Below are 21,073 nucleotides of genomic sequence, written 5' to 3' on the forward strand. Positions count from 1 at the left end.
CGGGAACCGGCAAGATCGGCTTCACGAATCCGGTAGCGGAACCCGCTGTTTCGCCGCCGATTCCGCCGATACCGTCGAACCATGACCGCAGCACGGCAACTCGGCACCGTCGGCCCCCTCGTCTCCGCGCTCGGGCTCGGCTTCATGAGCTTCCGCAGCTCCGCCGACGCGGGGGAGGAGCAGCGGTCGCGCGCCGTGGTGGACGCCGCGATCGACGCGGGCATCACCTTCTTCGACACCGCCGACGTCTACGGCCCCGAGTACAGCGAGCTGCTGCTCGGCCGGGCGATCGCCGGCCGCCGCGACGACCTGGTGATCGCCACCAAGTTCGGCAACGCCATCGACCGCGACACCAACCCGGACGCCCGCAGGCTGGACGGCCGCCCCGAGTACGTGCGCACCGCCGTCGAGGCGTCGCTGCGCCGGCTCGGCATCGACCACATCGACCTCTACTACCAGCACCGGGTCGACCCGCAGGTGCCGATCGAGGACACCGTCGGCGCGCTGGCCGAGCTGGTCGCCGCGGGCAAGATCCGGTACTACGGCCTCTCCGAGCCCGGCCCGCAGACCATCCGGCGCGCGCACGCCGTGCACCCGGTGACCGCGATCCAGAGCGAGTGGTCGCTCTTCACCCGCGACATCGAGCGCAGCACCGTGCCGATCGCCCGCGAACTCGGCATCGCGCTCGTGCCCTACTCGCCGCTCGGCCGCGGCTGGCTCACCGGCGCGGTGCGGTCCCGCACCGACGTCGGCGGGCGCCGCGCGCAGCACCCGCGCTTCGCCGACGAGGTCTTCGACACCAACCGGCGGCTGGCCGACGAGGTCACCGCGGTCGCCGCCGAGCTCGGCGCCCGCCCCGGCCAGGTCGGGCTGGCCTGGGTGCTCGCCCGGGGCGCCGACGTGGTGCCGATCCCGGGCACCAGGCACCCGGAGTTCGTCCGCGAGAACGCGGGCGCGCTCGGCATCGAGCTCACCCCGGACCACCTCGCCCGGTTGGCGAAGCTGGCCGAGCAGGTCGAGGGGCACCGCTCGATCCGCCCCGAGAACCTCGGCACCGAGGCCCCGCCCGCCGCCTGAGGCGCCGCGTGTCGGCGGCGCCCGCGGCGGCGTCAGCGACGCAGTCACTGTCAGTGCGCGGCATGCACCCCGGCCGAGGCAGCGGCAAGCGCTCGGGGAATTCACCGCCGGAGTGCGGCGCCTATTCTGCTCAGTGCGAGGGGAAGGCCCCTGCCCGGAGTGCGGTCGGCGGCGGTCAGCACCCGTTCGGCGAGCTGGACACTGTCCACCGGCCCGCCGGTGTCGACCCACACGGTGGGGGTGAGGGCGAGCGGCGCGGCGTGCGCGGCCCAGGTGTCCCAGTGCTCGGCCAGCCGCTGCTCGTCCTGGTAGAAGGCGGGGCGGCGGCGGGTGGCGTAGCGGTGGCGCGCCGTCGCGGCGGGCACGTCGCACCAGACCTCGACCGCGCGATCGGCGGCGCAGCGATCCAGCCCGGCGCGGGCGAAGTGCAGGTCGCGCGGGCGGAACCACCACGAGTCGACCACGACCGCGCCGGGGACCGCGCGGGCCAGCGCCCACACCGTGTCCATCGCCACCCCGCCGAGCGCGGCCACCCCGGCCGCGTCGTCGACGCAGTCGGCCAGCGCCTCCTTGACGACGTCCTTCGCGAGGAACTGCGCGCCGAGCACCGCGGCCAGCGCGCGCCCCACCGTCGACTTCCCCGACCCGGGAAGGCCGTTCACCAGCACCAACAGCTCCGTCATACGGTCATCATGCCCCCGGCGCGCACCGATGCCGCGGAGGCGGGCCGGTACCGGAGGCCGGGAACGGGAACGGGACGCCCCGGTTACGGTCGGAGATTGCCGGGGCGAATTCCGGGAATTCGATCACGACGAAGCGCGCCGCTTCGGCACGAGGAGGTATCGCAGTGACCGTCGACCGGCTCGACGAGGAGACGACGCGGACGGCGACCGGGCGGTACGCGCTGCGCAGCGCCGTCGCGCTGCCCGCGGTGGCGGCGGCAGGCGCCGGGTTCGCGGTGCTCACCACGCTGGTGGGTGCCAGGTGGGAGCCGCTGCTCGACGCCGACCGCCGCGTCAGCGACGCCGTCGTGGCGCGGGTGGCCGAGCACCGGGTGCTCTACGAGGTGCTCAGCGCCGCCACCGATCTGGGCGCCACGGTCACGCTGGTGGCGCTGCTCGCCGTCGGCGTGCTCTGGCTGCTGCTGCGCAAGCAGCCGCGGCTCGCCGCCTTCGTCGTGGTGACCGGCGTGGGCGGGCTGATCCTGAATCCGGTGGTGAAGGCGCTGGTCGGTCGGGTGCGGCCGGTGGTGGAGACGCCGGTCTACCGCACCGACGGCTGGAGCTTCCCGAGCGGCCACGCCATGAGCTCGACCGTCTGCTACGGCGTGCTGCTGCTGGTCTTCGCGCCCGTCCTCGCCCCGCTCGCCCGCCGCGCGCTGATCGCGCTGGTGCTCACCGTCGTTGTCGCGGTGGGGCTCACCCGGATCGGGCTCGGTGTGCACTACCTGACCGACGTGCTCGCGGGCTGGCTGCTCGGCGTGCTCTGGTTGACCGCCGCCTCGCTCGCCTTCCACCGCTGGCGGGTGGAGTCCGGCGAGCCGGACGCCGGGCCGCTGCCCGGCGACGTCCCGCCCGGCGACGCCGACGAGCTGCGCCCGGTCCCCGCCCGGCACGCCCCGACGCTGCCGCACCCGTTCCGCGGGCTCGGCGAGCTCGCGGTGGCCTGGGTACTGCTGCTCGCCCCGCTGATCGGGCTCGGGCTGCTGGTGCGCGAACTCGGCGCGGACAGCACCGGTGAGCACGGCATCGTCGCGCTGCTCGCCGAGCACCGCACCCCCGCGGTGACCGCCGTGCTCGACGTCTTCGGCGAGGTCGGCAACACCATCGCCATCATCGCGGTGGCACTGATCGTCGCGGTGCTCTCGGTCGCCGTCTTCCGCACGTGGCGGCCCGCGCTGTTCCTCACCGTCGCGCTGCTCGGCGAGATCACGCTCTTCCTGACCACCGCCGCCGTGGTCGACCGGCCGCGGCCGGAGGTCGAGCACCTGAACCCGGACCTGCCGCCCACCGCGAGCTTCCCCTCCGGGCACGTCGCCGCCGCGCTCACGCTCTACGGCGGGATCGCCCTCCTGGTGTGGGCCTCCACCGGCAACCGCCGGTACCGCCTGCTCGCCGGTGCACTGCTGCTGGTCCCGGTGCTGGTCGCCGCGCAGCGGCTCTACGCGGGCGCGCACCACCCCGCCGACGTCCTCGGCTCGGTGCTGCTCGCCACGGTGTGGCTCGGGGTGGCCTGGTGGGTGGTCCGGCCGGTTCCCGCGCGGCCACAGGGGATCAGGGCAGCAGCCCCAGCGCCGTCTTCCCGATGATCTCGGCGATGGCGTCGGAGTTCGGCGGGTGCAGCTGCCCGGTGCGGACGTCGCGGTAGAGCCGTTCCAGCTCGTTGCGGCGGCTCACCGAGGCCGCCCCGGTCACCTGGACCGCGGTGTCGACCACGGATTTCGCGGTGGCGGTGGCGAACTCCTTGGCGGCGAAGAGCCGCGGCACCGCCCACACCCCGTGGTCGACCCCGGCGTCGGCGTCCCCGGTGGCCGTCTCCAGCAGCGCGAAGGCGGCGTCCAGCCGGATCTCGGCCTCCGCGATCCGGTACTGCACCGCGGGCTTGGCGGCGTGCCCGGCCAGCCCGGGCACCAGCGAATCCCGCCCCCGGGCCGACAGGATGGCGAGATCGAGGGCGCGCCGGGCGATCCCGAAGTAGACGCCGGCGACCAGCGGCAGGTACCAGCCGAGGATGCCGCCGATGAAGGGCGGGTAGGGCGCGCCGGGCGCGTGCTCGCCGACCAGGGTGGCGGCCTCGGCGCGGGCGCCGTCGAAGACGGTGTCGTCGCTGCGGGTGGCGCGCACGCCGAGGGTGTCCCAGGTCTCCTCGGTGCGCACCCCCGGCTGGTCGCGCGGGACGAAGAGGTGCACGATGCGCGGGTTCGCCGGGTCGGACCCGTCCCTGGCGTGGATGCCGATCAGGTCCCAGACCGGGGAGAGCGAGGTGAAGGTCTTGCGGCCGTCCACCCGGAACGACCCGTCCGGCTGCGGGACCGCGCGCACCTGCGCGTCGTCCAGCCCGACGTCGTTGCCGCGCTCGCCGTGCCCGGCGGCCAGCACCGCGCCGTCGCGCACCGCGGCGAGCAGCCACTCCACCCGCTGCGCGGCGGCCGGGCCGGTCCAGTACAGGTGCATGTTCACCGCGAGCGCGGTGGCGGGCGCCCAGTAGGCCAGCTGCCGCTGCTCGCGCACCACCTCGGTGAGCGTGAGGCCGCGGCCGCCGAACTCGGCGGGCAGCGCCGCGCGCAGGTACCCGGCCGCCTTCAGCTCGGCGAAATCCTCGGCGAAGAAGACGTTCTCGGCGTCGTACCCGGCGGCGCGGCCGTGGAAGCGCCGGTAGTCGGCGGCGTCGAAGAACGCGCTCGGCGGGTGCGCGGGGGAGAGCGGCGAGGTGGTGCTGGCGACCGTCTCGGTCGGCGGCGCGGCGGTGGTCATCGGCGATCCCCTCGAGCTGGTGCGCGGTCGTCCGAAGTATCGGGAGCGCGGCCGGGAAGCGGAAGACTTTCGCTCGCGCCGCAACACGCTTTCCGCTTCGAATCAGCCTGAGCCGGAGGATGGTCCGGCCCGGCGGCGGGTTCCAGGATGAGTCCCCATGACGTCGACTGCGGAAGCCGGGGCACCCGGCCGTGCGCACCGGAGGCTGCGCGGCTTCGCCGGGTGGCTGCTGGTGCGCGTCGTCGGCGCCGTCGCGGTGCTGTGGCTCTCGGCGACGACGACCTTCGTGGTCCTGGAGCTGGCCGGGGGCGACCCGGTCGCCAATATGCTCGGCGGCGGCGACGGCGTCTCCGACGCGGCGACCAGGGCCGCGGTCGCCGCCGACCTCGGGCTGGACCGGCCGGTGGCGCTGCGCTACCTGACCTACCTCGGCGATCTGCTGCGCGGCGACCTCGGCACCTCCTACCAGCTGCGCCGTCCGGTCTCGGAGGTGATCGCGGGCCAGATCGGCGCCACCGTCGAGCTCGCGCTGGCCGCGGCGGTGCTGGCGATCGCGCTCGCGGTGCTGGCCGGGGTACTGGTGACGGCCAGGCAGCGGCTGCTGCACGCGGCGGTGCAGGCCGTCGAGCTGGTGCTGGTCTCCACCCCGGTGTTCTGGCTCGGCATCCTGCTGCTGACGCTCTTCTCCTTCACCCTCGGCTGGTTCCCGGTCTCCGGCGCGAACGGCCCGCAGAGCCTGGTGCTGCCCGCCTTCGCGCTGGCGCTGCCGCTGGCCGCGGTGCTCTCCCAGGTGCTGCGCGAGGGCGTGGAGCGCACGCTGGAGCAGCCCTTCGTCACCTCGGTGCGGGCCCGCGGCGTCACCGAACCCCGGCTGGCGCTGGTGCACGTGCTGCGGCACGCGGCGGGGCCCGCGCTGAACGTGGCCGGCTGGTTCGTCGGCGGGCTGCTCGGCGGCGCCGTCCTCACCGAGGCGGTCTTCGGCAGGCCGGGGCTGGGCCAGATCGCGCTGCAGGGGGTGCTCAACCGGGACATGCCGATCGTCATGTCGGTGGTGCTGATCTCGGCCCTGATCTACGTCGTCGTCGGCGGCCTGCTCGACGCGCTGCACCGGCTCATCGATCCCCGAATCACATAGGTGGCCATGACACTCGCCCTTCCCGGCCGGGACCGCACCGGCCTGCGCACCCCGCTGCTGCTCGCGGGCGCCATCGCGGTGATCGCGGTCGCGCCGATCCTGGTCACCCGGCGCTCGCCGCTCGCCTCCGACCCGAAGCTGGTGCTGCGGCCGCCCTCGCTCGGCCACCCCTTCGGCACCGACCAGATCGGCCGCGACGTGCTGGCCAGGGTGCTGCACGGCGCCAAGTACTCGCTCGCGGTCGGCGTCGGGGCGGTGCTGTTGGCCGCGCTGGCCGGCATCGTGATCGGCACCCTCTCCGGGCTGGCGCCGCGGCTGATCGACGAGACCGTGACCCGGCTGCTGGACGTGGTGAACGCCTTCCCCGAGGTGCTCCTAGCGCTGGTGGTGATCGCCATCGTCGGGCCGGGGCCGCTGAACGTGGTGGTCGCCATCGGGGTGGCCTCGATCCCGCGCTTCGCCAGGGTGGTGCGCGCCCAGGTGTTCGTGCTCCGGCACTCCGGCTGGCTGGAAGTGGCGGTCACGCAGGGCATCTCGTACCCGCGGCGGGTGCTCAAGCACATCGTGCCGAACGTGCTCGGCCCGGTGGTCGCGCTCGGCACCATCGGCACCGGCACCGCCGTGATCGCCGCCGCCGGGCTGAGCTTCCTGCAGCTCGGCCCCACCCCGCCGACCCCGGAGTGGGGCGCCATGCTCTCCGAGAGCCGCGACTACATCGGGCTCGGCTGGTGGCTCGGGGTCTTCCCCGGCCTCGCCATCCTGATCTCGGTCGCGGTGATCACCGTGCTCGGCAGGCGGCTGCAGCGCCGCTTCGAAGGGCGGCCGCGGTGAGCGCGCCGGGCACCACGTCGGCGCCGCCGACGACGGCACCCGCGACCGAGCCGCTGGTGCGGGTGCGCGACCTCGCGGTGGCGTTCGGCGGACAGCGGGTGGTCGACGGCCTCTCCTTCGAGCTGCGGCCGGGGCGCTGCCACGCGCTGGTGGGGGAGTCCGGCTCGGGCAAGTCGGTGACGGCGCGCTCGCTGCTCGGGCTGGCGGGTGAGCACGCCGAGATCACCGCCGAGGTGCTCAGCTTCGACGGCCGCGACCTGCGCGCCTTCCGCCCCGCCGACTGGCGGCGGCTGCGCGGCGGCAATATCGGCACCGTCCTGCAGGACGCCCTGGTCTCGCTGGACCCGCTGCGCACCATCCGCCAGGAGGTCACCGAGGCGCTGCACCCGGCCACCCGGCTGCGCCGGGCGCGGCGCGACGACACCGCGGTGCTCGGCCTGCTCGCCGCCGCGGGCATTCCCGAGCCGGAGACCCGGCTCGACCAGTACTCGCACGAACTCTCCGGCGGGCTGCGCCAGCGCGCCCTCATCGCCACCGCGGTGGCACGGGACCCCGAGGTGATCATCGCCGACGAGCCGACCACCGCGCTGGACGCCACCGTGCAGCGGCAGCTTCTCGACCTGCTCCGCGGCAAGGTCGCGGCCGGGGCGGCGCTGCTGCTGATCAGCCACGACCTCTCGCTGGTCGCCGAGATCGCCGACACCGTCACGGTGCTGCACCGCGGGGTCGCGGTGGAGGAGGGCGAGCCGGGCGCGGTCTTCGCGAACCCGGTGCACCCCTACACCCGCAGGCTGCTGCGCGCGGTGCCGACCGCCGAGGCGCGCGGCTTCCGGCTCAGCGCCCCGGAGGGCGCCGAGGAGGGGGCGGCCAGGCAGCCCGCGCCCGCCCGGCGGATCGAGGACCGGATCGTGCTGCGCGCGAAGGGCATCGGCAAGTCCTTCCGCGGCCGCAGCGGCCACACCAGGCACGCGCTGCACGACGTCGACCTCGTGGTGCGGGCCGGTGAGACGCTCGGCGTGGTCGGCGAATCCGGGTCCGGCAAGACCACGCTCATGCGCATCGTGCTCGGGCTGCTCACCCCGGACACCGGCACCGTAGAGCTGCACGGCAAGCCGTGGAACCCGCTGCCGGAGCGGGCGCGGCGCCCGGACCGGCACCGCGTCCAGTTCGTCTCGCAGGACCCGCTGAGCTCCTTCGACCCGCGCTACCCGGTGGCGCGGCTGCTCGCCGACGGCATCGCGGTCAGCCGCCGCCCGCCAGCCGAGCGGCACACCGTGCCCGGGCTGCTGGCGGCGGTCGGGCTGGACCCCGCGCTGGCCGCGCGCCGCCCCGCGCACCTCTCCGGCGGGCAGCGGCAGCGGGTCGCCATCGCCAGGGCGCTCGCCGCCGACCCGGAGATCCTGATCTGCGACGAGCCGGTCTCCGCGCTCGACGTCTCGGTGCAGGCGCAGGTGCTCGACCTGATCGCCGAGCTGCAGCACCGCTTCGGCACATCGGTGCTCTTCGTCTCGCACGACCTCGGCGTCGTGCACCACGTCTCGGACCGGGTGCTCGTCCTCGAGCGCGGCGCCGCGGTCGAGACCGGCGACGTCACCGAGGTGTACCGCGCACCCCGCCACCCGTACACGAGGGCACTGCTGGACGCCGTGCCCCGGATCGCCGCCGCTACCCGAGGAGAACGATGAAACCGTTGATCCGTGCCGCCACCCTCGCGACAGCGGCCGCGCTGCTGCTCGCCGGCTGTGGCGGATCGGGCTCGACCGAGGGGGACGCGGGCCCGCCGCGCTCCGGCGGCACCCTGACCTACGCGCTCGGCCAGGACATCGACTGCCTGGACCCGGCCAAGTCGCCGAGCAACTCGGTGGTCGCGGGCCAGATCGTGGACTCGCTGGTCTACTTCGACACCGAGGGCAAGCCCCGCCCCTGGCTGGCGAAGTCCTGGACCGTCTCCCCCGACCTGCTGCAGTACACCTTCACCCTGCGCGAGGGCGTCACCTTCAGCGACGGCACCCCGCTGGACGCCGCCGCGGTGAAGTACAACTTCGACCGGATCAAGAACCCGCAGACCGGCTCCAGCTACGCCGCCTCGCTGATCGGCGAGTACACCGCCGGTGACGTGCTCGACCCGCTGACCCTGCGGATCACGCTGCGCACCCCGGTCACCTCGCTGCTGCAGGGGCTCTCGCTGGCCTACCTCGGCATCCAGTCGCCCACCTACCTGGCCGCCGCGGGCAAGGACACCTGCGGCAGCATCGTCGGCTCCGGCCCGTTCGTGCTGGACAAGGCGGTCAAGGGGCAGAGCTACAGCCTCTCCCGCCGGGCAGGCTACGCCTGGCCGTTCGAGGGCGCGCAGCACAGCGGTGACGCCTACCTGGAGCGGGTCGAGTTCGTGATCGCCACCGAGGGCTCGGTGCGGGTCGGCGGGCTCTCCTCCCAGCAGTACGACCTGGTGCGCGATATCGCCGCCCCGCAGCTCGCCGCCATCAAGGCGAATCCGGCGCTGCAGGTGCTCGACTACACCGCGCCCGGCATCGCCACCGCGATCGCCATCAACGCCCGCTCGCCGATCTTCGGCGACCTCGCGGTGCGCCAGGCGTTCCAGAGCGCGGTGGACGTGCAGACGCTGGTCCCGGCGGCCTTCTTCAACCAGCTGGAGCCCGCCACCGGCCCGTTCTCCGAGACCACCCGCTACTTCGACGCCTCGGTGGCGCAGCGCTACGGCTTCGACGTCGACAAGGCGAACCGGTTGCTGGACGGCGCGGGCTGGCAGAAGGGCGGTGACGGCATCCGGGCGAAGGACGGCCGCCCGCTGCGCCCCGTCGTCTTCACCTTCCCCGACCCGCCGCAGGACCAGCTCTCGCTGCTGCAATCCATCCAGCAGGAGGTCCGCAAGGCCGGCTTCGACCTGCAGATCCAGACCTTCGACCGCTCCACCTGGAACACGAAGATCAACGCGGGCGAGTACGACCTGCACGTGCACAGCTACTTCCGCGCCGACCCGGACATCGCGCGCACGGTGTACTCGGCCGCCTTCGAGCCGCCCAACGGCTACACCTTCGCCCGCCCCGGCGACGCGGAGCTGGAGGCGCTGCTGCAGCAGGGCTCCCGGCTGCCGGACGGCCCGGAGCGACAGCAGGTCTACGAATCGGTGCAGCGCCGAGTCATCGACCAGGCGTACTCGCTGCCGCTCTACCCGGTGCAGCGCATCTTCGCCGCGCAGAAATCGGTGCACGGCATCACCGTCACCGGCACCTCGGTTCCCTTCCTCTACGACGTCTGGAAGAGCTGACATGACCGCGCTGCGCACCCTCTACGAGGAGTTCCACCGGCACCCCGAGGTCGCCTTCGCCGAATACCGCACCACCGCGCGGATCGCCGAGCTGCTGACCGAGCGCGGGCTGCGGGTCAGCACCTCCGACGCCGTGACCGGGGTGGTCGGCTCGCTGGTGAACGGCGACGGCCCGGTGGTCGCGCTGCGCGCCGACATCGACGCGCTGCCGATCACCGAGCGGACCGGGCTGCCCTACACCGCCACCGGCGCCGCCATGCACGCCTGCGGCCACGACGTGCACATCACCGCGCTGATCGGGGCGATCGACGAGCTGCTCGCCGCCCGCGACACCTGGTCGGGCACGCTGGTGGCGATCTTCCAGCCCGCCGAGGAGGTCGGCAACGGCGCCCGCACGCTCACCGCCTCCGGCATCTTCGACGGCCACCCCGTCCCCGATGTCGTGCTCGGGCATCACAATTCGACGCAGATCCCGGCCGGACACCTGGCGTCGCGGGCCGGGGTGCTGCAGGCCGGCGCGGACACCTGGCAGGTCACGCTGCGCGGCCCCGGCGGGCACGCCGCCGCCCCGCACCGCACCGCCGACCTGATCGTGCTGGCCGCCACCATCGTGCTGCGGCTGCAGACCATCGTCGCCAGGGAGGTCCCGCCGGACCGCCCGGCGGTGGTGACCGTCGGCAGCCTGCACGGCGGCACCGTCAGCAACATCATCCCGGACACGGTGACCTTCACCGTGAACGCGCGCTCCTTCGACGACGAGGTGCGCGGGCTGATCGAGCGGTCGGTGGCGCGGATCGTGCGCGGCGAGGCCGCGATCAGCGGGCTGGAAGGGGAGCCGGAGATCGAGCACATCGTCGCCTTCCCGCGCAATGTGAACGACCCGGCGGCGCACGCCCTCGTGCACGATGCGCTCAGCGCGGAGTTCGGCGCCGAGCGGGTCGGCGAGGTGCAGCCGCTCACCGGCTCCGAGGACTTCGGCGATCTCGGCACGCACTTCGGGGTGCCGTCGGTGTTCTGGTTCTTCGGCGGCGGGCTCGCACCGGCGGTGGCGGGCGACGAGCCGCCGCCGAACGGGCACAGCCCGCGCTACGCGCCCGACCCCGAGCAGGCGCTGCCGCTCGGGGTCGCGGGGCTGGTCACCGTGGCGCGCCGCTTCTTCGCCGAGTTCGTGCCCGCGGTCACGGCGGCCGCCGGGTAGCCCGCTACGCCCGCGCCGGCTCGGCCGCCGCCGCGACGACGGCATCCTCGACCGTGCGGGTGACGCAGGGGGAGAGCGGTTCCCTGCGCGAGAAGTAGTCGTCCAGGCCCTTGGCGAACCAGGAGGCGGAGAAGATCATGATCCCGGCGACCTCGACCACCCAGGTCGGACCGAACCCGCCGGGAAGTTCGTCGATGCCGGCGACGGCGGTGATCGCGAAGAAGCCGATGGCTGCGAGGATGAGCACCCCGCACACCAGGTGGAACTGCCAGCCGATCCGGTTGTCCAGTGCCGCGAAGAGGCCCTCCAGCCGGCGCCACCGCGGCCGCGCCCGCACCTGCGCGGGCCGGAGCATGGGGTACTTCCGGTCCCGGAAGGCGGTGTAGAAGCAGATGGCGGCGAAGGCGAGGAACGCGATCACGGCGCACCAGCCGTGCCAGGTCGCCACCGTGTCCTCGTCGAAGCGCTGCTGCAGCGGGGTGAGCGCCGCTTCGGCGCCCCCGCTGCCGCACTCGCCCGCCGGGACCGGGCCGGGCCGCCCCGTCGGCAGCGTCGCCACTCCGATGATGGCGAGCCCGGCGGTCAGGCTGAACACATTGCCGAGCGTGGCGCGGGTGATCTTGTAGGCGGCCAGCAGGAAGCCGACGATCCCCAGCCCGAGCACGAAGATGTCCCGCGCGCCGGAGTGGTAGTAGGCGCTCAGCGAGCCGCGCACCCGCACGCAGCTCTGGCCGAGGAAGACGAAGTCGACCCCGATCAACGCCAGCGGGAGCAGCACCCCGACCAGCCCGGCCACGAACCGGATGATGACCAGCGAGCGAACCGATTTGCCCTGTTCGAACGCGGCCCGGTCGTCGGGTGCCAGCTTCTCCGGGGTGACCACCTCCTGCGCCGCAGTCGGAATCTCCAGTGTCACCGGTGTACTCATGGCAGACCTCCCCTTCGCTCCCGAGCCCCCGCTCGGCCAGGGGCTGAAGCGTAGCCGTGGCGAACTCCCGGCGACTCGGGTTTCGCTGCGCCACGCGGGTATGTCGGCCGGACAGGGGACACGACCGGCCGGTATCGCAGCACGCGATACCGGCCGGTTCGGGTCAGTCCGCGGCCGGTGTCGCGGGTTCGGGAGTCGCGGCCTCCGGCTTCGGCTCGGGCCCGCGATCGGCGTGCCCCGGCCACCACGCGGCGTGCCCGATGAGCGCGGTGAGCGCGGGGGTGAAGAACATCGCCATGACGAAGGCGGCGATGCCGATCCCGACCGAGATGGCGAACCCCATCTGGGCGAGCACGGTATTGCCCGCCAGCAGCATCGAGGCGAAGGTGCCCGCCAGGATCACCCCGGCCGCCGCGATGGTCGGCCCGGTGTGCCGGACGGCGAGCGCCGCGGCCTGTTTCGGCTCGACGCCCGCCCGCGCCTCCTCGCGCAGCCGCGCCACCATGAGGATGTTGTAGTCGGTGCCGAGCGCGACGACGAACAGGTACATGATCAACGGCAGCGTGAAGATCAGCCCGGACTCGCCCTGCGCGTGCTGGAAGACCAGCACCGTCGCGCCGAGCGTCGCCGCGAAGCCGAGGAACACCGAGACCATCAGGTACCACGGCGCGACCAGGCTGCGCAGCAGCAGCCCGAGCACGATCATGATCAGCACCGCCGCCACCGGGAACACGATCGAGTAGTCGCGCGCCATGGCGGCCTGGAAGTCGACGAAGACCGAGGTCAGCCCGCCGACGGCGGCGGTGGCGCCGGGGGGAGCCGCGGCGTGCGCGGTCTCCCGCAGCGGCCCCTCGACGGTGGCCAGCGCGGCATCGGATTCGGGCGCGTCGGAGAGCGTGACCGAGAAGTCGGCGATCGACCGGTCGGCGGAGAGCTTCGGCTCGGCCACCTGCCCGACCCCGGGTACCCCGGCCAGCGCGCTGCGGTAGGCGCCGAGCTGCTCGGCGGTGAGCGCGCCCCCGCCGGAGCGCAGCAGCACGTCCGAGGGCTGGGTGACGCCCGCGGGCATGCCCTTCACCAGTTCCCGGCTGTAGACGACGGATTCGGACTCCGCCGAGGTGGAGCCGGAGCTGAGGTCGAAGGTCGGGTGGAAGCCGAGCGCGAACACGCCGAGCACCACCAGCAGCCCGCCGGAGACCGCGGCGAAGAGCGCGGGCCTGGCGCCGAGCGCGGCGCCCGCCGCGCGGAACCTGGTCCCGGTCGGCTCGTGCTGCCAGCTCTTCGACGGCCAGAACACCTTCGTGCCGAGCAGCGAGACCACCGCGGGCACCAGCGTCAGCCCGGCGGCCAGCGCCACCGCGACCGCGATCGCCAGCGCCGGCCCCATCGCCCGGAACATGCCGAGCGTGGAGAGCAGCAGCGCGAGGAAGGCGATGATCACCGCGCCCGCGGCCGAGGTGATCGCCTCGCCCACCCGGGCGACGGCATTGACCATGGCGGTCTTCGGGTCGTCGCCCGCCCGCAGCTGCTCGCGGTAGCGGAACATCAGGAACAGGATGTAGTCGGTGCCGACGCCGAAGAGCACGACCAGCAGGATCGCGCTGATCGACGCGTCGATCTGCAGGTCGAAGACCTTCGCCACCGTGCCGATCAGCCCGTTCACCATGCTGGAGACGGCGCCGATCACGACGACCGGGAGCAGCGCGATCACCGGGCTGCGGAAGATGACCAGCAGCAGCACCAGGATCAGCACGATGGTGGCGATGCCGACGATGGCCAGCCCCCGCTCGCTGGATTCCTGCTGGTCCAGGATCTGCGCGGCCTGGCCGGTGATGCCCGCGCGCAGCTCGGTGCCGGTCACCCGCTCGCGCAGCGCGTCGCGCAGCGCCTGCACCGCGTCGGTCTGCGCCGGGTCGCTCGGGTCGGTCACCTTCGTCATCTGCACCGCGATGATCTGGATCAGCCGGTTCTCCGACGGCGGCACCGGCGTGAGGGCGACGACGTCCGGGATCTTCGCGTCCTGCAGTTCGGTGCCGACGCGGAGCACCGCCGCCGCGTCCGGATCGGTCAGCGGCGCGCCGTCCTGCCTGGCGAAGACGATGATCGCCGCGGGCGCCGAGCTGTCCGGGAACGCCTCCTGCTGCGTCTCCATCGCCTGGATGGACTCGTAATGCGCGGGCAGGAAGGCGGATTGGTCGGTGGTCGATTCCAGTGCCGGAGCCGCGGTCACCACCGCGACCGCCAGCAGTATCCACAGGCCGATCACCTTCAGCGGATGGTGGACGACCACCGATCCGAGCCGTGCGAACATGGGCCTCGATCCCCTTTCGGATCCGGAAATAGCTGAGCGGGAGCGCGATTCGCTCGAGCGGAGCGCGCGGACGTGGCAACTCTACGACGTCGCGGGGCACGACGGGCGATGCCATGCTGGCAGACCCGCGGGCGGTGCGCGATCGAATATCCGGCAGCGGCGGGTTTACCGCCGGGCACCCGGGGCACCGACCCGGTATGAGCACGGAGCACGGCGGGCCGGACCGGCAGCGGAACGAAGCAGGACAGGCGACCGAGACCGGCGCGCGGCCGGACCTGGACCCGGACGAACCGCGCAGCCCGGCGGCGCTGTCGAAGCCGTCGCTGCTCGCGGTGGTCAAGCGCGCGGCGAAGGAATTCCAGCGCGACAATCTGTCCGATCTGGCCGCCGCGCTCACCTACTACGCGGTGCTCTCCATCGTGCCCGGCCTGATCGTCCTGGTCTCGCTGCTCGGCCTGCTCGGCCCGGCCGCCGCCGACGAGCTGGTGAACCAGGCCCAGCAGCTCGCACCCGGCTCCAGCGCCGACTTCGTGCGCACCCTGATGGAGCAGGCGCAGAGCAACAAGCAGAGCGCCGGGCTCGGCGCGATCCTCGGCCTCGCGGTGGCGCTGTGGTCGGCGTCGGGCTACGTCGCGGCCTTCATGCGCGCCTCGAACGTGGTCTACGGGATCGGCGAGGGGCGCCCGATCTGGAAGACCGTCCCGATCCGGCTCGGCGTCACCGTGGTCGCGGTGATCCTGCTGGTGGTGTGCACCGCGATCGTGGTCGCCAGCGGGCCGGTCGCCGCGCAGATCGGCGAGTTCCTGAAGCTCGGCGACACCGCGGTGACGGTGTGGAGCATCGCCAAGTGGCCGGTGCTCTTCGTGCTGGTGTCGGTGCTGCTCGCGATCCTCTTCTGGGCCAGCCCGAACGCACGCCAGGGCGGCATCAGGTGGGTCAGCCCCGGCGGCGTGATCGCGGTGCTCATCTGGCTGCTCATCTCGGTGGGCTTCGCGCTCTACATCGCCAACTTCTCCTCCTACGACAAGACCTACGGCTCGCTGGCCGGCGTGGTGATCTTCCTGGTCTGGCTCTGGCTGACCAATATCGCGCTGCTGCTCGGCGCGGAGATCAATGCCGAGCTGGACCACGGCAAGGCCATCGCGGGCGGGTTGCCCGAGGACGTGCGGCCCTTCGCCGAGCCGCGGGACACCCGCAAGCTTCCCGACGACGAGCGCACGGCGGCCGAGGCGGCGGCGAAGCGCCGCTCCTGACGGCGCGCGAGTTCACGCCCAGGGGTCGGCGCGCTCCCACAGCGTCGGCAGGTGCAGCGGGATGCCGTCGCGCGCGGCGAGCTCGGTGAGGACGCGCATGCTGACGTCCAGGTCGTCGCCGGTGTAGGGGAGCGCGCGCAGCGGGCGGTCGAGCGGGCGGAAGAAGTCGTCCCAGTGGGTCAGGACCACGCGGCGGGCGCCGACGGCACGCACGGTCTCGGTCCAGTACTCGGTGAGGTAGCGCTCGGATTGCAGCCCGAGCTGCCCCACCCCGAGGTAGACCACCTCGGCGCGCTGCCCGGCCAGCGCCCCCGGCACGAACCCGGCGCTGCCCTGCACCAGCAGCCGCCGCCCGCTGGGCCGGTGGTGCACGAAGGTCGACCACGCCTCGCCGCAGCGGTAGGCCGAGAGCCGGACCGGCGGCACCACGGGCGCGGTGATCGGGCCGGGGAAGCGGTCCGGCGGGCAGTGCTCGGATTCGATCGGGAGCACGTCGAAGTCGCCGAAGGTCAGCGGCTCGCCGCTGGTGGCGAGCACGATCCGCGCCGCGGGAAGGCCGCCGCCGCGGCCGATCTCGGCCACCGAGCCGCCGCCGGCCAGCACCGCCCCGGTGCGTGCCGCCACCGCCGCCGAATCGAGCGCGTGGTCGAAGTGGGTGTGCACCGGCAGCACCGCCGCCAGCTCGCGGATCCCGGCCCGCTCCAGGCAGGCCGCGATCCGGCCGGGGTCGGGCGCGATGCGGCGCAGCGCCACCGCCGCCAGCGACGGCCGGGAGAAGAAACCGTCGGTGAGCAGCGCGCCCGCGCCGTCGTCGATCAGCAGCGTGGTCACGCCGAGCCAGGTCAGCGTGAGCGGCGAGCCCGGGCCCGCCGCGGGGACGTCGAAGCGGGCGGCGTACCCGCGCAGATCCGGCCTGCCGAGCTTCGGGCGCATCGGGACACCGTAGCGCCACCCGACAAGAGCTTCATTTCCGTCCAGTGAGAGTGATATTCTCCTCGGTAGTCGCGCAGAACCAGCAATGCGGAGGATGAGCAACTGTGAGCAGCACCGTCGACGTCGAACCCGTGGTCGAGAGCCCGAGCTCGGGGATCATCCCGGTCTACAACCCGTCCACCGAGCAGCAGATCGCCGAGGTCGCCGATTCGGATCAGCGCGCGGTCGACGAAGCGGTGGCGCGGGCGCGGGAGACCTTCGAATCGGGCGTCTGGCGCAAGCTGCCCGCCGCGCACCGCGCCGACGTGCTGTTCCGCGCCGCCGAGATCATCAAGGCCCGCACCGACGAGCTCGCCGAGCTGGAGGCGCAGGACAACGGCATGAACGCCACCGCCGCGCGGCACATCATCAAGGTCTCGCAGGAGATGCTGGTGTACTACGCGGGCTGGGTCGGCAAGATCCACGGCGAGTCGGCCAACCTGGTCTCCGACGGCCTGCTCGGCACCTTCGAGAACTACCACACCTTCACCCAGCTGGAGCCGGTCGGCGTGGTCGGGCTGATCATCCCGTGGAACGGCCCGTTCTTCATCGCCATGCTGAAGGTCGCGCCCGCGCTGGCCGCCGGGTGCAGCGCCGTGCTCAAGCCCGCCGAGGAGACCCCGCTCAGCGCGCTGAAGCTGGAGGAGATCTTCCGCGAGGCCGGGCTGCCGGACGGCGTGCTGAACGTCATCACCGGCTACGGCGAGACCACCGGCGCCGCGCTGACCGCGCACCCGGACGTGGACAAGATCGCCTTCACCGGCTCCACCGAGGTCGGCAAGCTGATCGTCAAGGCCGCCGCGGGCAACCTCAAGCGGCTCACGCTCGAGCTCGGCGGCAAGTCACCGCTGATCATGTTCGACGACGCGAACCTGGACAAGGCGATCATGGGCGCGGCCATGGGGCTGCTGGCCGGCTCCGGGCAGAACTGCTCGTGCACCTCGCGGATGTACGTGCAGCGCGGCATCTTCGACCGGGTGGTCGAGGGGCTGGCCGGCTTCGCGCAGATGCTCCCGATGGGTGGCAGCGAGGACCCGAACTCGGTGCTCGGGCCGCTGATCAGCGAGAAGCAGCGCACCCGGGTCGACTCCATCGTGCGGGAGGGCGTCGCGGGCGGCGCCGAGGTGATCACCGGCGGCAAGCCGCTCGACCGCAAGGGCTACTTCTACGAGGCCACCATCGTCACCGGCACCACCCCGGACATGCGGCTCATCCGCGAGGAGATCTTCGGCCCGGTCGGCTCGGTGATCCCGTTCGACGACGAGGACGAGGTGATCGCCGCCGCGAACGACACCCACTACGGGCTGGCGGGCTCCGTCTGGACCGAGAATCTGGGGCGCGCGCACCGCGTGGTGAACGAGCTGCGCGCGGGCCAGGTCTGGGTGAACTCGGCGCTCGCCTCCGACCCGTCCATGCCGATCTGCGGGCACAAGCAGTCCGGCTGGGGCGGGGAGCGCGGCAAGAAGGGGCTGGAGTCCTACTTCAACGTCAAGTCGGTCTACATCGGCCACTGAGCGCCGGTCCGGAGCCGGGCGGCGCTCGACGCCGGTCCGGCGCCCGGCGCGGCCCGGTTCAGGCGCGCCACTCCGCGGTCCGCTCGGCGCTCGCCTCCGCGAGCGCGGCCTTCGTCCGCTCGGCGTCGAAGTCCTTGCCGTACACCGGGGTTCCGGGATGCTGGCGCCAGGACTCGGCGAGCGTGCCCGCGTCGACCGGGTCGAAGCCGAGCTCGTCGACCAGCGCGCTCACCACGCGCTTGGCCTCCGCGTCGTCCCCGGCGATCGGCAGCGCGATCCGGCCGGAGGTGCCCGCGGGGACGCCGTTCTCCAGCAGCCGCTTCCACCAGATGGTGTTGAAGACCTTCACCACGGGCGCGCCCAGCTGCTCGGCCACCCAGTCGCTCTCGGTCGTGCCCCGCTCGATCCGCTCGATCAGGCCGTCGCGCTGCTGCGGGTAGTAGTTGTTGGTCTCGATGACCGGCGCGCCGTCGCGGCGCGCCGCGACGATGCCGGGCGCCAGGTCCGGCACGGCCCGCTGCGGGATCGAGACGATCACCAGCTCCGCGTCGGCGGCGGCGTCCTTCGCCCAGACCGCGGTGGCCCCGGTCTCGGCGGCCAGCTCGGCCAGCGTCTCCGGATCGCGGGAGTTCGCGACCGCGACCTCGTGCCCGAGCGCGGTGAGCCTGCGGGTGAGCGTGCCGCCGATGGCGCCTGCTCCGATGATGCCGATCTTCATGGGTTTCCTCTCGATCGTGCGGTATCGAGAGTGGGCAACCGGGCGGGCCCGCCGAATGTTCCCCCGCGGTTCAGCGCGGGGGCAGCGGGGGCGCGGGCGGGAAGGTGACCGGGAGCTCGGCGATGGTCCGGTAGAGCGGACCGGTCTGCCTGCGCAGCTCGTCCTCGGGCACCGCGAGCTCGAGTTCGGGCAGCGCGTCGAGCAGCTGGTCGACGGCGGTCTGCGCGATCAGGTAGGCCAGGGAGCGGGCCGGGCAGGCGTGCGGCCCCGCGCTCCAGGCCAGGTGCGCGCGGTTGCCGGTGTGGTCGCCCGCGATCTCCGGGTCCCGGTTGCAGCCGGTCAGGCTGATCACAACGGGCCGGTTGGCGGCGAGCCAGGTATTGCCGATCAGCACCGGCTGGCGCGGGTAGCTGACGATCTTGTTCGGCGGCGGCGGGTCGTGGAACAGCACCCGGTCCAGGGCGTCGCGGGTGGAGAGCGCGCCGCCGAGGGTGGCGTCGAAGCGGTCGTCGGTGAGCACCAGCCGCAGCGCGTTGACGATCAGCGCCTGCACCGGTTCGGTGCCGATGCCGTAGAGCAGGTAGAGCTGGTTCAGCAGCTCCTCGTCGTTCAGGGCGGCGCCGTGCCGCAGCAGCCCGGAGGTGACGTCGGCGCCCGGCCGCTGGCGCTTGGCCTGCACCAGACTGTCCAGCGCCTCCTGGAAGACCTGTCCGCCGCGCTCGATCTCGGTGCCGCCGAGCAGGTCGGCCAGCCCGGCGGCGGCCCGCGCGCTGATCTCCGGCGGGCAGCCGAGCAGCGCGTTGATCACCGCGAAGACCAGCGGGCCCGCGTACCTGGCGACCAGGTCGGCGGCGCCCTCCGCGGCGAAGCCGTTGATCAGCGGCACCGCGGTGCGCTCGACCACGGTGTGCACCGCGTGCAGATCCACCTCGTCCAGCGCCGCGACCAGGACTTCGCGCAGCCGAGCGTGCTCGAACCCCGCACTGCGGGAGGCGTTGGGCAGGTAGCGCAGCTGTGGAAGCACCGGGCATTCCGGCGGCACCGTCGGCTCCCAGGCGCGCGGGTCGGCGGGGAAGCGCTCGGGATCGTTCAGGATGGAGAGCGCGACCCGGTAGCCGATCACCAGGGTCGCCGGGACGCCGGGCGCGAGCTCGACCGGGACCAGTGCCCCGTACTTCTCGCGCAGCTGCGCGAAGTCGGGCTCCGGATCGGCCCACAGCGGTACCCGCTGCTCGTCGGTGCGGTCGAAATCCGTTGGCGTCGTCGACAAGCCGATCTCCGGGAGGCGCAGGGGGATTCGCGGCGCTGCCGCCGCGCATCCGGTCGCCACGGACCCTAACGTACGAACCGGTTTCGCGGCGGCCGGGCGGCCGCCTACCGTGCAGGGATGACCGCACCCGACGACCTGGCCCTTCGCCTCGGCGACCTCGACCGGGTCGAGGCGATCAAGCAGCTCAAGTACCGGTACCTGCGGGCCTGCGATGCCAAGGACGCCACGGCCTTCCTGGCGTGCTTCGTCCGCTCCGGCGCGCGCATCGACTACGGCCCGCTCGGCGTCTACGACGACGCCGAGCCGATGGCGGCGATCTTCGGGCGGGTCGCCCGGCACACGGTCGACGGCGAGTTCGTCATCTTCGACATGCACCACGCCGTGCACCCGGACATCACGCTCACCTCGGCGACCACCGCGACCGGCCGATGGACGCTGCAGTTCCGGCAGATCAACCTGCTCGACCGCACCGAGACGCTGATGACCGGCGAGTACGCCGACGAGTACCGGATCGAGGACGGCGGCTGGCTGATGTCGGCGAGCACCCTCACCGAGCGCTGGCGGCTGCGCCGCCCGCTCGGCCCGGACGCCACCCTCACCCCGGGCGCCTTCCCGTGAGCCGGGAGGTCGAGCACACCCCCGACGGCCGCTACATCGTGGTCGAGGGCCGCCGCTGGCGCGCCACCGACCCGCTCATCCCGGAGGAGCGCCGCGCCGAGCTGCAGTCGATCCTGATGGCGTGGCGGCGCGAGGTGCGCCGCACCGAGGGCGCCCGCGCGGCCCGCGACGGCGTGCAGGCGGCGAAGGTGGCGCTCGGCGAGCGCGGCACGCCCTGGTGGGAGCAGTCCGACGCCGAGCGAAGGGCGCGCTGGGCGACCGAGGTGCCGCGGCCGTGAGCGTGTTGCGAATCCGGCGCCGCGCCGGTGGGCCGAGCGGCCGGGACGGCCGTACGGTGAGCGCGCTGCGAGTCGGCGCCGAGCCGGCGGCCTCGGCCGCTGTGCTTGCCGGGGCGGCGGGAGTAGCGCTGCACTTCAGCCCGTTCGACGCGCGGCTGCCGGTGCTGGCGGCCGCGCTGGTGCCCTACCTTCTGCTCGGGTCGGTGGT

The 21,073-nt window shown here is 73.3% G+C and carries 18 protein-coding genes and 1 pseudogene; 12 read left to right on the plus strand and 7 right to left on the minus strand.

Going from position 1 to position 21,073, the window contains the following annotated elements; translation table 11 throughout:
- Positions 1-81: 81 nt before the first annotated feature.
- Positions 82-1,077: an aldo/keto reductase gene (locus ACFUJ1_RS24495; protein ID WP_378649169.1), complete on the plus strand. Its 996-nt coding sequence runs from the start codon at positions 82-84 to the stop codon at positions 1,075-1,077.
- Positions 1,078-1,178: 101 nt separating this feature from the next.
- On the opposite strand, the gene ACFUJ1_RS24500 is transcribed toward ACFUJ1_RS24495, so the two are convergent.
- Positions 1,179-1,760 carry an AAA family ATPase gene (locus ACFUJ1_RS24500; protein ID WP_378649171.1) on the minus strand — a complete coding sequence of 194 codons (582 nt, stop codon included), beginning with the start codon at positions 1,758-1,760 and terminating at the stop codon, positions 1,179-1,181.
- A 164-nt stretch (positions 1,761-1,924) separates the two neighbouring features.
- Here ACFUJ1_RS24500 and ACFUJ1_RS24505 point away from each other — a divergent pair, with 164 nt between their 5' ends.
- On the plus strand, positions 1,925-3,385 hold the full coding sequence (locus tag ACFUJ1_RS24505; protein ID WP_378649172.1) for a phosphatase PAP2 family protein: 1,461 nt from the start codon (positions 1,925-1,927) through the stop codon (positions 3,383-3,385).
- Here the strand turns inward: ACFUJ1_RS24505 and ACFUJ1_RS24510 are convergent.
- The gene (locus ACFUJ1_RS24510) at positions 3,351-4,550 is read right to left on the minus strand and encodes an acyl-CoA dehydrogenase family protein (RefSeq protein WP_378649174.1); all 1,200 of its coding nucleotides are present in this window, start codon (positions 4,548-4,550) and stop codon (positions 3,351-3,353) included. The genes ACFUJ1_RS24505 and ACFUJ1_RS24510 overlap by 35 nt on opposite strands.
- Before the next feature lie 157 nt (positions 4,551-4,707).
- Here ACFUJ1_RS24510 and ACFUJ1_RS24515 point away from each other — a divergent pair, with 157 nt between their 5' ends.
- The 5 genes from ACFUJ1_RS24515 to ACFUJ1_RS24535 are packed head-to-tail and all read left to right on the plus strand — an operon-like array spanning position 4,708 to position 11,003.
- Positions 4,708-5,685 (plus strand): ABC transporter permease, encoded by a 978-nt coding sequence (locus tag ACFUJ1_RS24515; RefSeq protein WP_378649176.1) that lies wholly within the window; start codon positions 4,708-4,710, stop codon positions 5,683-5,685.
- 6 nt (positions 5,686-5,691) lie between these two features.
- The gene (locus ACFUJ1_RS24520; RefSeq protein WP_378649178.1) at positions 5,692-6,516 is read left to right on the plus strand and encodes an ABC transporter permease; all 825 of its coding nucleotides are present in this window, start codon (positions 5,692-5,694) and stop codon (positions 6,514-6,516) included.
- Positions 6,513-8,201, plus strand: coding sequence for a dipeptide ABC transporter ATP-binding protein (locus ACFUJ1_RS24525; protein ID WP_378649180.1), 1,689 nt, complete (start codon positions 6,513-6,515; stop codon positions 8,199-8,201). The genes ACFUJ1_RS24520 and ACFUJ1_RS24525 overlap by 4 nt, the downstream gene beginning before the upstream one ends.
- On the plus strand, positions 8,198-9,805 hold the full coding sequence (locus tag ACFUJ1_RS24530) for an ABC transporter substrate-binding protein (RefSeq protein ID WP_378649182.1): 1,608 nt from the start codon (positions 8,198-8,200) through the stop codon (positions 9,803-9,805). The genes ACFUJ1_RS24525 and ACFUJ1_RS24530 overlap by 4 nt, the downstream gene beginning before the upstream one ends.
- A 1-nt stretch (position 9,806) precedes the next feature.
- Entirely contained in the window at positions 9,807-11,003 is a 1,197-nt protein-coding gene (locus tag ACFUJ1_RS24535) for an amidohydrolase (protein WP_378649184.1), read from the plus strand.
- Between the two features lie 4 nt (positions 11,004-11,007).
- Here the strand turns inward: ACFUJ1_RS24535 and ACFUJ1_RS24540 are convergent, their stop codons facing one another.
- On the minus strand, positions 11,008-11,931 hold the full coding sequence (locus ACFUJ1_RS24540; RefSeq protein ID WP_378649186.1) for a hypothetical protein: 924 nt from the start codon (positions 11,929-11,931) through the stop codon (positions 11,008-11,010).
- Between the two features lie 163 nt (positions 11,932-12,094).
- Positions 12,095-14,242: an MMPL family transporter gene (locus tag ACFUJ1_RS24545; RefSeq protein ID WP_378649188.1), complete on the minus strand. Its 2,148-nt coding sequence runs from the start codon at positions 14,240-14,242 to the stop codon at positions 12,095-12,097.
- 197 nt (positions 14,243-14,439) lie between these two features.
- Between ACFUJ1_RS24545 and ACFUJ1_RS24550 the strand changes: the two genes are divergently transcribed.
- Positions 14,440-15,495 (plus strand): YihY/virulence factor BrkB family protein, encoded by a 1,056-nt coding sequence (locus tag ACFUJ1_RS24550; protein WP_378649189.1) that lies wholly within the window; start codon positions 14,440-14,442, stop codon positions 15,493-15,495.
- Between the two features lie 12 nt (positions 15,496-15,507).
- On the opposite strand, the gene ACFUJ1_RS24555 is transcribed toward ACFUJ1_RS24550, so the two are convergent.
- Positions 15,508-16,428, minus strand: a complete 921-nt coding sequence (locus tag ACFUJ1_RS24555; RefSeq protein WP_378649191.1) for an MBL fold metallo-hydrolase — start codon at positions 16,426-16,428, stop codon at positions 15,508-15,510.
- 104 nt (positions 16,429-16,532) lie between these two features.
- Here ACFUJ1_RS24555 and ACFUJ1_RS24560 point away from each other — a divergent pair, with 104 nt between their 5' ends.
- Positions 16,533-17,981, plus strand: coding sequence for an aldehyde dehydrogenase family protein (locus ACFUJ1_RS24560; protein WP_378649193.1), 1,449 nt, complete (start codon positions 16,533-16,535; stop codon positions 17,979-17,981).
- 58 nt (positions 17,982-18,039) lie between these two features.
- Here ACFUJ1_RS24560 and ACFUJ1_RS24565 read toward each other — a convergent pair whose 3' ends face one another.
- A complete protein-coding gene (locus ACFUJ1_RS24565) occupies positions 18,040-18,756 on the minus strand; it encodes an NADPH-dependent F420 reductase (RefSeq protein ID WP_378649211.1) in 717 nt (238 codons plus the stop codon).
- 13 nt (positions 18,757-18,769) lie between these two features.
- Positions 18,770-20,029 (minus strand): cytochrome P450, encoded by a 1,260-nt coding sequence (locus tag ACFUJ1_RS24570; protein WP_378649195.1) that lies wholly within the window; start codon positions 20,027-20,029, stop codon positions 18,770-18,772.
- A gap of 57 nt (positions 20,030-20,086) precedes the next feature.
- Here ACFUJ1_RS24570 and ACFUJ1_RS24575 point away from each other — a divergent pair, with 57 nt between their 5' ends.
- The 3 genes and pseudogenes from ACFUJ1_RS24575 to ACFUJ1_RS24585 form a co-directional block, all read left to right on the plus strand.
- Positions 20,087-20,587: a nuclear transport factor 2 family protein gene (locus ACFUJ1_RS24575; protein ID WP_378649197.1), complete on the plus strand. Its 501-nt coding sequence runs from the start codon at positions 20,087-20,089 to the stop codon at positions 20,585-20,587.
- Positions 20,584-20,865 (plus strand): hypothetical protein, encoded by a 282-nt coding sequence (locus ACFUJ1_RS24580; protein ID WP_378649199.1) that lies wholly within the window; start codon positions 20,584-20,586, stop codon positions 20,863-20,865. The genes ACFUJ1_RS24575 and ACFUJ1_RS24580 overlap by 4 nt, the downstream gene beginning before the upstream one ends.
- Positions 20,862-21,073 (plus strand): annotated as a pseudogene (locus ACFUJ1_RS24585) (hypothetical protein); the annotation flags it as partial. The gene ACFUJ1_RS24580 and the pseudogene ACFUJ1_RS24585, both read left to right, overlap by 4 nt.

The sequence above is a fragment of the Nocardia sp. NPDC057227 genome (assembly GCF_042669725.1).
Taxonomy (GTDB): Bacteria; Actinomycetota; Actinomycetes; order Mycobacteriales; family Mycobacteriaceae; genus Nocardia; species Nocardia asteroides_A.